This window comes from Sabulicella glaciei (genome assembly GCF_026183895.1).
In the GTDB taxonomy this organism is placed as follows: Bacteria; Pseudomonadota; Alphaproteobacteria; order Acetobacterales; family Acetobacteraceae; genus Roseococcus; species Roseococcus glaciei.
Window position 1 is genome coordinate 47,057 of the sequence record NZ_JAPFQI010000018.1, and the last position, 11,542, is coordinate 58,598.

The following is an 11,542-nucleotide window of genomic DNA, read 5'->3' on the forward strand; positions in this document are numbered from 1 at the left end:
AGCATGCGCCGACGCATCGTCCTGGCCGCCACGGCCGGAACAGTTTTGGCAGCGGGGCGGCCCGCACAGGCGGCTCGGCCCGACCGCCAGATCCGCCTCATCGTGCCTTACGGGGCTGGCAACGTCACCGACACGGTAGCGCGCCTTCTTGCCGACGGACTGTCGAGGCGCCTGGGCCACTCGGTCGTGGTGGAAAACGTCCCGGGCGCAGGCGGCGCGATCGGCGTGACCAACCTCGCTCGCGCTCCGGCCGACGGCAACACGCTTGTGCTCGCGGCCATGGCCGCTCTTGCGGTACAGCCTCACCTGACGCCTGGCGGCACCGGCTATGATTCCCTGCGGGATGTGACGCCGGTGGCGGCCGTGGCGGTGCCGCACGCCTTCCTCGCCGTTCATCGCGACCTGCCCGCACGCGATCTGGAGGGCTTTGTTCGCCACGCCCGCGCCAACCGCGTCTTCTATGGTTCCGCTGGGATCGGCACGCTGGCGCATTTGAACATGGAGGCGCTCGGCCGCGCGCTGCGCTTCGAGGCCGAGCACGTGCCCTACCGTACCTCCGCGGCAAATCTGACGGACCTCCTCGCGGGGAGGGTGCAGGCGACGCTGGAACCGGTGAGCATCACGGCGGAGGGGGTGAGGTCGGGGGCGTTGCGGGCCCTCGTCTACACCGGCTCTGCGCGGATGCCCGCCTTCCCGGACATCCCGACGTTGGCCGAAGTAGCGCCGGCGGCGACCGTGTCCTCGCCCTGGCTGGCTGTCTTCGGGCCACGCGAACTGCCATCCTCCGTCGTCGAGCGGTTGGCAAGTGAGATCCGCGCGGTGGTGGATACGCCAGCATTCAGGGGTGTCCTCCCGCCCGGCACGGAAGCTCTGGGGGATGGCCCTGAAGCCTTGGCAGGACGCCTGAAGGCCGACCATGCCCGCTTCGGCGCGCTGGTGTCGGAACTCGGGCTGCGCGGCGGCTGAGATCTGCGACCGAGTATGCGCCAGCCCTGAGCATCAGGGGGAGCGCAGATCAAGGACGGCGGAAACGGCCTCCGTCAGCAGCCGCGGCGTCGCCTCGTCGTGGATGGTGAGCGGACCCGAACTTCGCATCGTGGAATACATGGGCGGCGCGGCGCAGGTGATCGAGCGGACGAGGGGCGATTTCGAGCGCGGGGAGTATCGCTGGGTCGCGCAGGTGATGAACCAGGTCGTCTTCGCGCAGCCAGAGAACGGCGAGGCGCGCGAGCTTGCGGCGGATGCCCTGGGGCAGATGGGTTATCAGGCGGGGTCGGCGACCTGGCGCAACGCCTATATTCTGGGCGCGCAGGAGCTTCGCCACGGCATCAAGCGCGGCGCACGAACTGCCGTGACACGGCCGGGCCTGATGCCCGCGCTCAGCACGGATGTCGTGTTCGATTACATGGCGGCGCGACTGAATTCCTCGAAGACCGCGGGCCAAAGCTGGCGCATCGCCTGGCATTTCGAGGATTTGGGCGAGCACTTCGCAATGACCCTCGAGAACGCCACGCTGACGCATCTGCCCGGCCGGACCGCCGGGAGGCCGGATGTCGCCGTGACGACATCGCGGACCACGCTCGACGGGGTCATGACCGGGACATCCAGCATGGGTGACGCCATCACGAAAGGCGAAGCCACCGCCACGGGGACCCTGCCATCCTTGCGGAGCTTCTCACGATGCCGAACGACTTCCAGCCCATGTTTGACATCATCGAACCGGGAGGATCCGCATGACGCGGGAACGCCTCATGCGGGGTCTCCGTGCCCCCGCGATCGTAGAATCCCTGAGTTTTCGGCGGCCGTTCAGACGCGGTAGCCACGGACCCTTGGCGGCGGGTGCTCCGGGGCCGCTGCCTGACCTCGATCACCTTGATCGCGTCCGGTCCGGGCGCGCTGTCCACTGGACTATGACATGCGGAGAGGGTGGAAGTGAGACTTTTTGCGCGGCTCTGGAGGGCGTTGGTTTCTCGGTCGGGCGCAACGGGACGGTACCGTCCTGAACGCCACTATATGCGAGGCCGTTCTTCGCACATGGCTGGAGCGGACTCGTAAGTCAGGGCTGAAGGGCAGCGGAGCGCGGCAGGCCGCTTCGGCGATTACTGAGTTCGGCGCTCGCCCACGCTGCGCGCCCTATCCTCGCAGGCGCCGAGGCAAGGAGGTCTTCCTCGTCGCTAGGCCCTCGTGGTTAAGCGCGCTCACAGGCGCGGCCTGATCGGCACCGCACCCGTCGCGGCCGTCGACGCGATCATGCTCGAGACACGCGATCTCAGCGCCTCCTTCGGGCTGCGGCGCGGGAACTGATCTGGCGCCACTTTGAATGCGGCCGGCGGTCCGCACCATGGGCACCTACCTCACGCGCTGGGGACTCACGGCTCAAAAGCGGCTGCGACGCGCCTACGAGCAGGACCCGGTTGGCAGTGTGGCGCTGGCAGCGGCGGGACTACCCTACGATCGCCGACCGGGCCAAAGCCGAGAGCGGCGCCATCTTCTGGGGCGGCGAAACCGGTCTGCGCTCCGACGACGTGCGGGGCTGCAGCTATGCGCCCCCGGGGCGCATGCCGGAGGTGTGGGTCAACCATAAACGGGCCGACCTCGGCCTGATCTCGGCCGTGGCCAGCAAGGGCGAGTTGCAATGGATGGTGCTGGACGCTGCCATCAAGGCACCGGACCTGATCCGCGTCCTCGCCCGGTTGATCCGGGACGCCGAGCAGAGGGTCTTTCTGATCTTTGACCGCCTGCCGGTCCATCGCTCGGCCCAGGTCCGCGACTGGCTCGTCGGGCGCGAAGCCGAGATCGAGATGTTCTTCCTGTCCGGCTACAGTCGTGAATTGAACCCAGACGATGGGATCAACGGCGACCTAAAGCAGGCGGTCACTGGCAAGGCGCCAGCGCGCAGCAAGGCGCAACTCAAGCGAGCCGTCGTCAGCCGCATGCGCTGGCTGTCGACGCTGCCCGAAACCGGGTCCGCAGCTTCTCCGGGCACAGAACTTTCCTCTACGCTGCGTAGCTCAAGATCATACAGGCCGGATCAATGATCTGCCGTGATTCGATTGCGACGGATCACCTCGGCCCATTTCGCGTTCTCGCTCCGGATGAAGGCGCCAAACTCCTCCGGTGGGTTGCCGCCCGGGATCGCGCCTTGCGCGTCCAGCCGCTCGCGCACCTCGGCGTCGCGCAGCGCCGCAATGGTCGCGCGACCAAGCGCGGCGAGCGGCCCTTCCGGCATGCGTGCCGGGGCGACGAAGCCGTGCCAGTTGCTCGCATCCACCTCGGGCAGGCCTGATTCGCGGAAGGTCGGCACGTCCGGAATCCATCGCAGCCGTTCCGTCGTTCCCACGGCCAGCGCCCGCAGGCCGCCCGCCTGGACGTGCGGCAGCAGGACGGGGAGGTCGGCGAAGCCCAGCTGCACCTCGTTGCGCAGGATCGCGGTCGCGAGCTGGCCGCCGCTGTTGTAGGAGATGTGCACCAGCTCGATCCCGGCCGCAGCGCGGAACTGCTCGGCGGCGAGGTGCGGCATGGAGCCGTTGCCGGTGGAGCCGTAGTTCAGCGTGCCCGGCCGCGCCTTCGCCCCCTCAATCAGCTCGCGCAGCGTACGGAAGGGCGAGGCGGCTGGCACCACCAGCGGCTCCGGCACCAGCACGCCGAGAGTCAGCGGCGCGAGGTCGCGCACGGGGTCGTAAGGCGTGCGCCGGTCCAGGTTCGGTGCGATGGCCAGCCCGCCCGCGCTAGCGATTCCGAAGGTCAGCGCATCGGCCGCACGGGCAATCAGGTCCACCCCGGTCACGCCGCCCGCGCCGGCGCGGTTGTCCACCACCACCGGCTGGCCCAGCGTGTTGGCTATGTGCGGCGCGACGATGCGCGCGACGATGTCGGTCGGCCCGCCCGCCGCGAAGGGAACGATCAGCCGCAGCGGTCGCGCGGGCCAGGCCTCCTGGGCGAGAGCCGGTGCGGCGAGCGGCGCGAGGGAAGCGGCCAGGACTTGGCGTCGGTTCATGGCGGGTCGTTCCTCCGTGTGTTGCTCAGCTCTGGGTCAGTCCTGGGATGTCGAGGCGGTAGAAGCGCACGGCGCTGCGCCAGAACAGGTCATCCTTCTCGTCGGCGCTGGCTCCCGCCGCGATGCGCTTCATCGCGTTCCAGCCGATGCCGTAGGAGAAGCCGCCCTTGTCCACCGGGAAGTTGCTCTCGAACATGCAGCGCGACGCGCCGAAGGTCTCGATGCAGGCTTCCATCCAGGGCCGCCACGCTTCGGCGAGCGTCGTGGAATCCGGGGCGCGCTCGCCGCGCTCCAGGCCGAAGCCCGGCAGGCGCATCCCCAGCCCGCCCAGCTTCACCATCACGTTGGGACAGGTGGCGAGGTCGCGCATCGCCACCGACCAGTCGCGGAACACCTCGTCGCGCCGCCCGGCATAGCGCCCGATGCCCAGGATGCCGCCGCAATGGTCTAGCACCAGCGGCGTCTCGGGGAAGGCCCTCGCAAGGGACGCGACGCGCGGGATCTGGTGGAAGTACACCCAGGCGTCGAAAGACAGTCCGAAACGCGCCAGCTCGGCATAGCCGGCGCGGAAGCTGGGGCTGTCCAGCATGTCCTCTGGCGGCGCATAGGACGGGTTGAGCATGGTGGGGTCGGGGTCCCAGGTCGCGGTCAGGCGGATGCCCCGCAGCCTGCCGCCCCCCGCCCGCTCATGCGCGGACAGCACCGGCCGCACCGCCGCGCCCAGGCGCAGGTCGGCCGTCGCGACGATGCCCACGCAGGCGCGCAGCCCGCCGTAGCGCCCGCTGGCGCACATGGCGGCGACGCCATTGGCGAATTCCGTCTCGCCCACCGCGCGCATCTCGGGCGGGCCATCGGCGCGCAGCATGGAACGGGCGGATTGCACGTAGACCGTGGCGCGCACGTCGTGCCCGCTCGCGACGTCGGCGCGCAGCTCGTCCAGCAGGTAGCGCCAGCCTGGCTCGTCCCACAGATGGTGGTGCGGGTCCACGATGGGCTGCGCGGGATCCAGCGCCTCCTCGACCGTGGAGGCGAGCCAATCCTCGCGCACCGGGATCTGGTGGGTGTGGGAAGGGGCGCTCACGCCGCCTCCTCCAGCTCAGGCGCGAAGCTGCCGGGCAGGCCCAGCTCGAAGGTGTTCAGCGTCAGCGCGACGAGGCAGTAATAGCCGAGGATGCCGACCAGCTCGACCAAGCCGCGCTCGCCCAGCGCAGCGAGCGCCGAGGCGTAGAGCGGCGCCGGCACGCGCCCGGTGGCAAGCAGGGTGCGCGAAACATCGTAGACGGCGCGAGCGCGCTCATCGGGAAGCGCCGGCTCACGCCGCGCGGCGATGGAGGCCACCACCTCCGGCGTGATGCCGGCCTTCAACCCTTCGCGTTTATGCGCCGTCCATTCGTGGTGCGACGTCCAGTGCCGGGCGCAGACCAGGATTGCCAACTCGGACAGGGCGGGTTCCAGCGTGGTATGGTAGCGCAGCAGCTCGCCCAGCTTCTGGCCGCGCCGCGCGAACTCGGCGTTGCGGATCCAAGCGATCATCGGCGCGGGGACGCGGCCGCGCACCCCGGCCACCGCCTCCGCGCAGGCCTCACGCTGCTCGAGGCTCATCGTCTCCTCGGGGGGAAGGTCCAGTCGCGGCATGGCGTCTCCTCAGCGCAGGGGGGCGGGGTCGCCGCCCAGGGAACGGGTCAGGGCGATGGCCTCGCGCAGCACCAGCGCGGCGCAGCGCGCCTCGGCCGCCGCGTCGCCGCGGAACAGTGGCAGGGTGATGCCGACCGAGCCGGCGACGCGCCCCTGCGCATCCAGCACCGGCGCGGCGATGGCCATCACCTCGGGCAGCCTCTCGCCGCGGCTGATGACGGGAAGCGCAGGGCGGCTTGCCACCTCCATCGCCAGGAGGGCGCGGCCGTGTGCGCCGATGCCGAGCGGCGCCACCTCCCCCACCCTTGCGACGGTGCGGACGGGCTGCGGGCTGTCCAGCCGAAACAGGCAGCGCCGCGCCGTGCCCTCGCGCACGAAGAAGGCGGCGCTTTCCTGGCTCTCGACGCGCAGCCGGTCGAGCGCGGGAAGGACCACCTCTTCCAGCCGCAGCGCCCGGCGGAAGCGCTCGCCCAGCACCAGCAGCTGCGGGCCCAGGGCGAAGGCGCCTGAGGCCTGCCGCGCAACGAAGCCATGAGCCTCCAGCGTCGCCAGCAGCCGCAGCGCCGTGGACAGATGCAGCCCGGCCCGGCGCGCGATCTCCGCCGGCGGCAGGCTGCCGTCGTCGTCGGTGAAGGCGGCCAGCAGGGCGAGGGCGCGCTCGACGGCGCGCACCCCGCCATCCGTGTCTCGCTGCGCGGGCATGGCGTCAGGCATAGGCAGGGCGTAGCACGGGCTTTCATCTGATGAAAGTAACTTGCATGGAATGCCACAAGCCCATAGACCGGCCGCAGGAGGAACGCCCATGCCCCCCATCGCCCGCCGGATGCTGCTGGCCCTGCCAGCCCTTTCCTGCCCGGCCCTCGCGCAGACGGCGCGGCCCCTGGTGCTGCTGGTGCCCTTCGCGCCGGGCGGCGCCTCCGACATCGCGGCCCGCGCCTTCTCCAGCCGGATGGCGGAGCGGCAGGGCCGGCCGGTGGTGGTAGAAAACCGCCCTGGCGCGAACGGGCAGTTGGCGGCTCGCATACTGGCGCGCGCTGCGCCGGACGGGCAGACGCTGCTGGTCGGCTCGATCGGCGTTTTCGCGCTGAACACGGTGCTGTCGCGCAACCCGGGCTACGACCCGCTCACCGACTTCGCCCCGGTCATGCTCGCCATCACCACACCGAACATCCTAGTGGTAAACACGCGCCGCGTCCCGGCGCGCGACCTGCCGGGCCTCGTCGCTTGGATGCGTGCCAACCCGGCCGAGGTCAGCCATGCCACCTCCGGCATCGGCTCCTCGCCGCACTTGACGATGGAGCTGTTCACCCAGCGCACCGGCACCGAGGCGCAGCACGTCCCGGCCCGCGGCGGCGCGACGGCGGTGATGGACCTCGTCGCGGGCACGGTCCCACTTTCCTTCCAGGGACTCGGCTCGGTGATCGGTCCGGTGCGGGAAGGGCGCCTGCGGGCGCTCTTCGTCACCGCCCCCGCGCGCGCCCCGCTGCTGCCGGACGTGCCGACTGCCGCCGAGGCGGGGTTGCCAGATTTTGAGGTCGGCTCCTGGCAGGCGGTGATGGCACCAGCCGGCACGCCCGCCGCGATGCGCGCGCAGCTGGCTGAGGAGATCACTTCCATCCTGCGCGAGCCTGCCGTGTCGGGGCCGCTGGAAGCCGGAGGCTACACGGTCGTCGGCGGCACGCCCGAGGAATACGACGCCTTCCAGCGCGCCGAGATCGCCCGCTGGCGCCGCGTCGCCGAGGCCTCCGGCATCGTGCTCGATTGAAGGCCCCGACCATGCTTCGCCGCGCGCTGCTGCTCTCGCCCCTCCTCGCCGCGCCTGTCCTGGCCCAGCCGGCCTGGCCCAGCCGCCCGGTGCGCGTGGTGGTGCCGTTTCCGCCTGGCGGGTCCAACGACGCCATCGCGCGCCCGCTCGCGGAATCGCTGGCGCGGCAGCTGGGCCAGACCTTCGTGGTGGAGAACCGCGGCGGCGCCGGCAGCACGCTCGGCACGGCGGAGGTGGCGCGCGCTCCGGCGGACGGGCACGCGCTGCTCGTCACCTCCTCCACCTTCGCCACCTCCGCCGCCGTGCAGCCCACGCCCTATTCCGCCGCGCGCGACCTCCAGGCCGTGGCGATCGTCGCCGAGGCGCCGCTATTGATGCTGGCCGCCCCCGGCTTCCCCGCCGCGACGATGGACGAAGCCGTCGCGCTGATCCGCTCGCGCCCGGGCGCCGTCACTTATGGCTCGGCCGGGCCGGGCAGCATTGGCCACATGGCGGGTGCGCTTTTCGCGCTGCACGCGGGCGAGCTGAACACGGTGCATATGCCCTATCGCGGCACGGGCCCGGTGCTGAACGACATGCTGGCTGGCACGGTGGACCTCACCTTCACCTCGCTCTCGGCCTCTGCCGGACTGGTCGGGACGGGACGGCTCAAGCTGCTGGGCTGGACGACGGAAACCGTCGTCGCCGGCTGGCCCGCCGCGCCGACGCCGCACGCCTCGGGCCTGCCGGATTACGAGGCCGGGATCTGGTGGGCCGCGATCCTGCGGCGCGGCACGCCAGAGGCGATCCGCGAACGGCTGAACGCCGCGATCCGCGCTGCCGTGGCGGAGGCGCGCTTCGCCGCCTCCCTGGCCAGCGAGGGCGCGACGGCCGGCGTGCTTCCCGCCGACGCCGCCGATGCGCGCATCGGCACCGAGTTGACCAAGTGGCGCGACGTTGCGTCGCACGCGAACATTAGGACGGAGTGATTTATGGCAGGGCGTTTCGAGGGCAAGGTGGCACTGGTCACCGGCGCGGGATGCGTCGGCCCCGGCTGGGGCAATGGCCGTGCCATCGCGGTGGGGCTGGCGCGCGAGGGCGCGCTTGTGGTCGGCGTGGACCGTAACCCGGATTCCATGACCGAGACCGCCGAGCGCATCGCCTCCGGGGGCGGGCGCTTCGAGGCGGACACGCTGGACGTGACCGAAGGCGCTGCCATTGCGCGCCTGGTGTCCGACATCGTGGCACGGCACGGAACGATCGACATCCTGGTGAACAATGTCGGTGGCTCGGCCGCGGGCGGCCCGGTCGAGATGGCGGAGGATGTGTGGGACCTCCAGATCGACGTGAACCTCAAGAGCGTCTTCCTGACGCTGAAGCACGTTCTGCCGGTGATGGAGAAGCAGGGCGGCGGCGCGGTGGTGAACCTCGCCTCGACTTCGGGCATACGCTGGACCGGCGCGGCGCAGGTCGCCTACGCGGCCTCCAAGGCGGGCGTCATTCAGCTCTCGCGCGTGGTGGCTGTGCAGTACGCGCCCAAGGGCATCCGGGTGAACACGGTGGTTCCCGGGCAGATGCACACGCCGATGGTGGAGGTGCGCTTGGCCGGCCAGCGAGCGGGCGGCGACGTGGAGGCGCTGGTGAAGCAGCGCCTGGCGCGCATCCCGCTCGGCTTTGCGGGCGATGGGCGGGACACGGCGGCGGCGGTGCTGTTCCTTGCCTCGGACGAGGCGCGCTTCGTGACCGGCACGGAACTGGTGGTGGATGGCGGCATGTCCGTGCGCTGCGGCTGAGGCGCGAGACAGTGCCTTCAGCCCAGTGTGATCCCGGCCGTTCGGATCACCTCGAGCGCCGCACGGCACTGAACGGCCAGCTAGGTCGCGAAGGCCTCGGGCGAGCTGCTTCTGTGATGGGCCTGTGGTCGTCAGGTCCTCCAAATGGTCGTCTTGTCGCAGGTTCGTGCTTCTGTCCGTGGTCGGCATCGAGGGCCGACACATGATTCGGTCAGGAGGACCGGCAAGCCGATCTGGTCAACGTAGTCGCTGTCCAAGGACAGTGCCACTGCCCCATGGAGGCTTCACCGTTCTCGCTCCCCGGCGACGGGACTCCAGAGGAGCGGGCGCAGGCGGCCCGGCTTCTCGGTGAACATGATGGCGTTGGAGTCCCGGCGGACCGCAGCGACCTGCACCGCCTCGCTGGGGTTCTCGAGATACACGATGGTGACGCCGAACTCCTTCACCGTCGCCAGCTGCACCTGCTCAGTGGGGGAGGGCACCTTGCAAAGAGCGAAGCAGTCCCGCTCGATCGCCAGCATCTGATACTCCTTGCTCGGATCCCAAAGACACCGGATGGCGCAGGCATCTCGCTGCAAGGCGGCGCGGATGGCCGCATCGCTCGGGTCGGGAACGAATTCCAGCGCAAGCCCGTTCTGCGTCACCGCAGCCAGGCATACCTCCTCGCTGACCGGCACGCGCTGGGTCAGGTGGGGAGGGCGAGGCCATCCTGCTGGACCGCCAGAAGCTCAAATTCCTGGCTGGGTTCGGGAAGATACTTGAGGGCCAAGCCGTTCGCCTTCACGAGTTCGAGCTTCTGGGCCTCGTCCAAGGCTCCAAGCGCTAGGCGCTGCCACTCTGCCTCCGTGATCGCCGCGGCCGCCGGACCCAGCTTCGCAAGGCAGTCCCGGACCATTCTAAGGGCTACCGCCTGCTCGCTGCGGAGCTTGAAGAGGCGCTCCTCCTCCAGGCGGCGCGACGTGCGGGCCGCGTCGCGGCGTCTGATGGCTCCGGCCGACACCGCACAGAACTCCAGAAGAAGCGCCAGCTTGCTGTGGGGGACCATCCAGACGCGCTTCTGGCTGTCCCACCGGCCACCGTGCTCCTTGATCAGGTCGCGGTGAGCATAGGTGTCGATGGGCGCGCCTGGACGCCCCTCCAGAGGGAAAAGCAGCTCGGCGCGCTGGTTGGCTTCTGGCGCGGCCGCTGAGTCACGGCGGGGAGAATGGAACCGGTTGGACATGGGGCAGAGCCTCCAGGGTTCGCCCACCTCCGGGAGTGGGTGGGCGGTCGCCTCACGCAAAAAGGGTGAGGCGCGAAGGCCCCGCTCGCTGCTTTCCTGCGCCCTGTGCACCCTTCAGAAGATCCGCGCCTCGGCGGAGCGGAACGAGGTGGCTGCGCTCGCCCGGCCTGCGGCCACGTCGGGCCAGAAGCCCGTCTGGGGGCCGCTCGGCGCCGCCGACACGGACCGCACCTGATCCACGATCCCCGCGGCCGCAATCTGGGCTACGAGCGGAATCGCAGGCACCACCGCGCCGATCACCACCAGCGCCACAATCATCTTCTGCATGGTCTTCACCCTTTTCCGGTTTGAGATACGAGGTCTGCCCGCATCCCATTGGCCGTGAGGGAGAAGCCGCCCTTCCTGCCGGACGAGTTTCCGCCCGGAGAGCGCGCAACAAAAAACCCCGCCTTTCGGCGGGGCCTTTGGGGTTACGAGCGCCTCAGCCGTCCAGGCCGGGCTGACGGGGATCCGGCAAGCGGACCTCCCGCAAAGCAGAGCGGGTCACGAGGCCAAGGGCCAAACTGCCCATGACGACGCCCACGAAGACCACCTCAAACATCACATTCTCCTGTGTGCCTCAGCACCTTCCGGATATGGGGATTGAAGTGCCCGTTTGCGAACGCCGGGCGCTGCGAAGCCCTTGAAAAAAGACGGTTTATCCCTGCAGAAGAGGCATGGGACCCATCCCGCTCCTGCATGAGCAGGGAACCGCTTGAGTTCTTCCCGAGCCATCACCGTCCCTGGGCTGCATAAGCTGACCACGCCGTGCGGAGCGTGGTCTTCCTAGCTGGCTGAGCCAGACTGTTTTTCCACGCATTCCGCCGCTCATCGGCCTCGATGAGCATCTGCCGCCGCACTCGCAGCTTCTCGTACGGCACGAAGCGGCCAGCTTCGGGATTCTGCTTCATGGCGAGGTAGGCAACCTCCCGGCTCGGGGACGAGAGGAACTGCAGCGCCATTCTGTCCTTCTGCATCGCGGCCAGGAAAACGGCTTCGCTGGGGTTGGAGAGAAACGGGATCAGGAAATTACCCAACAAGGCGAAGTGTCTGTGTGTGTGGGTGAACGCAATTTAGCTTGATCCAGCTTGGGATCCACACAAGCGGGCTCT

Annotated in this window: 14 protein-coding genes; 6 read left to right on the top strand and 8 right to left on the bottom strand. The window is 69.7% G+C overall.

Annotated features, from left to right (window positions below; genetic code table 11):
* Window positions 1-3 precede the first annotated feature (3 nt).
* The 3 genes from OF850_RS18210 (at window position 4) to OF850_RS18220 (ending at window position 3,038) form a co-directional block, all read left to right on the top strand.
* Window positions 4-966, top strand: a complete 963-nt coding sequence (locus OF850_RS18210; RefSeq protein WP_301591775.1) for a Bug family tripartite tricarboxylate transporter substrate binding protein — start codon at window positions 4-6, stop codon at window positions 964-966.
* A gap of 139 nt (window positions 967-1,105) precedes the next feature.
* Window positions 1,106-1,819, top strand: coding sequence for an alkyl sulfatase dimerization domain-containing protein (locus OF850_RS18215; RefSeq protein ID WP_301591822.1), 714 nt, complete (start codon window positions 1,106-1,108; stop codon window positions 1,817-1,819).
* Between the two features lie 601 nt (window positions 1,820-2,420).
* Entirely contained in the window at window positions 2,421-3,038 is a 618-nt protein-coding gene (locus tag OF850_RS18220; RefSeq protein WP_301591823.1) for a transposase, read from the top strand.
* Here the strand turns inward: OF850_RS18220 and OF850_RS18225 are convergent.
* From OF850_RS18225 to OF850_RS18240, 4 genes are read right to left on the bottom strand one after another with little or no spacing between them, the layout of a single operon-like run.
* The gene (locus OF850_RS18225; RefSeq protein ID WP_301591776.1) at window positions 3,032-3,997 is read right to left on the bottom strand and encodes a Bug family tripartite tricarboxylate transporter substrate binding protein; all 966 of its coding nucleotides are present in this window, start codon (window positions 3,995-3,997) and stop codon (window positions 3,032-3,034) included. The genes OF850_RS18220 and OF850_RS18225 overlap by 7 nt on opposite strands.
* A gap of 25 nt (window positions 3,998-4,022) precedes the next feature.
* On the bottom strand, window positions 4,023-5,078 hold the full coding sequence (locus OF850_RS18230; protein WP_301591777.1) for an amidohydrolase family protein: 1,056 nt from the start codon (window positions 5,076-5,078) through the stop codon (window positions 4,023-4,025).
* Window positions 5,075-5,632: a carboxymuconolactone decarboxylase family protein gene (locus OF850_RS18235; protein WP_301591778.1), complete on the bottom strand. Its 558-nt coding sequence runs from the start codon at window positions 5,630-5,632 to the stop codon at window positions 5,075-5,077. Before OF850_RS18235 ends, OF850_RS18230 begins: the two co-directional genes overlap by 4 nt.
* A gap of 9 nt (window positions 5,633-5,641) precedes the next feature.
* On the bottom strand, window positions 5,642-6,334 hold the full coding sequence (locus OF850_RS18240; protein WP_301591779.1) for an IclR family transcriptional regulator: 693 nt from the start codon (window positions 6,332-6,334) through the stop codon (window positions 5,642-5,644).
* A gap of 100 nt (window positions 6,335-6,434) precedes the next feature.
* On the opposite strand from OF850_RS18240, the gene OF850_RS18245 reads away from it, so the two are divergent.
* Genes OF850_RS18245 through OF850_RS18255 form a run of 3 tightly spaced genes read left to right on the top strand, consistent with a single transcriptional unit; the run spans window position 6,435 to window position 9,169 of the window.
* Entirely contained in the window at window positions 6,435-7,397 is a 963-nt protein-coding gene (locus OF850_RS18245) for a Bug family tripartite tricarboxylate transporter substrate binding protein (RefSeq protein ID WP_301591780.1), read from the top strand.
* Window positions 7,398-7,408: 11 nt separating this feature from the next.
* On the top strand, window positions 7,409-8,365 hold the full coding sequence (locus OF850_RS18250) for a tripartite tricarboxylate transporter substrate-binding protein (RefSeq protein WP_301591781.1): 957 nt from the start codon (window positions 7,409-7,411) through the stop codon (window positions 8,363-8,365).
* Between the two features lie 3 nt (window positions 8,366-8,368).
* Window positions 8,369-9,169 carry an SDR family NAD(P)-dependent oxidoreductase gene (locus OF850_RS18255; RefSeq protein WP_301591782.1) on the top strand — a complete coding sequence of 267 codons (801 nt, stop codon included), beginning with the start codon at window positions 8,369-8,371 and terminating at the stop codon, window positions 9,167-9,169.
* 284 nt (window positions 9,170-9,453) lie between these two features.
* Here the strand turns inward: OF850_RS18255 and OF850_RS18260 are convergent, their stop codons facing one another.
* From OF850_RS18260 to OF850_RS18275, 4 genes are all read right to left on the bottom strand, one after another.
* Entirely contained in the window at window positions 9,454-9,813 is a 360-nt protein-coding gene (locus tag OF850_RS18260) for a hypothetical protein (RefSeq protein WP_301591783.1), read from the bottom strand.
* 41 nt (window positions 9,814-9,854) lie between these two features.
* Complete coding sequence (locus OF850_RS18265) at window positions 9,855-10,391, bottom strand: DUF4116 domain-containing protein (protein WP_301591784.1); 537 nt, start codon at window positions 10,389-10,391, stop codon at window positions 9,855-9,857.
* Between the two features lie 114 nt (window positions 10,392-10,505).
* Complete coding sequence (locus OF850_RS18270) at window positions 10,506-10,727, bottom strand: hypothetical protein (RefSeq protein WP_301591785.1); 222 nt, start codon at window positions 10,725-10,727, stop codon at window positions 10,506-10,508.
* 437 nt (window positions 10,728-11,164) lie between these two features.
* The gene (locus OF850_RS18275) at window positions 11,165-11,467 is read right to left on the bottom strand and encodes a DUF4116 domain-containing protein (protein WP_301591786.1); all 303 of its coding nucleotides are present in this window, start codon (window positions 11,465-11,467) and stop codon (window positions 11,165-11,167) included.
* Window positions 11,468-11,542 lie beyond the last annotated feature (75 nt).

Bases quoted from the DNA above. Each gene is read 5' to 3' on its own strand.
- OF850_RS18210 (WP_301591775.1), top strand. From the start codon at position 4: ATGCGCCGACGCATCGTCCTGGCCGCCACGGCCGGAACAGTTTTGGCA.
- OF850_RS18215 (WP_301591822.1), top strand. From the start codon at position 1,106: ATGGGCGGCGCGGCGCAGGTGATCGAGCGGACGAGGGGCGATTTCGAG.
- OF850_RS18225 (WP_301591776.1), bottom strand. From the start codon at position 3,997: ATGAACCGACGCCAAGTCCTGGCCGCTTCCCTCGCGCCGCTCGCCGCA.
- OF850_RS18235 (WP_301591778.1), bottom strand. From the start codon at position 5,632: ATGCCGCGACTGGACCTTCCCCCCGAGGAGACGATGAGCCTCGAGCAG.
- OF850_RS18240 (WP_301591779.1), bottom strand. From the start codon at position 6,334: ATGCCCGCGCAGCGAGACACGGATGGCGGGGTGCGCGCCGTCGAGCGC.
- OF850_RS18245 (WP_301591780.1), top strand. From the start codon at position 6,435: ATGCCCCCCATCGCCCGCCGGATGCTGCTGGCCCTGCCAGCCCTTTCC.
- OF850_RS18250 (WP_301591781.1), top strand. From the start codon at position 7,409: ATGCTTCGCCGCGCGCTGCTGCTCTCGCCCCTCCTCGCCGCGCCTGTC.
- OF850_RS18255 (WP_301591782.1), top strand. From the start codon at position 8,369: ATGGCAGGGCGTTTCGAGGGCAAGGTGGCACTGGTCACCGGCGCGGGA.
- OF850_RS18265 (WP_301591784.1), bottom strand. From the start codon at position 10,391: ATGTCCAACCGGTTCCATTCTCCCCGCCGTGACTCAGCGGCCGCGCCA.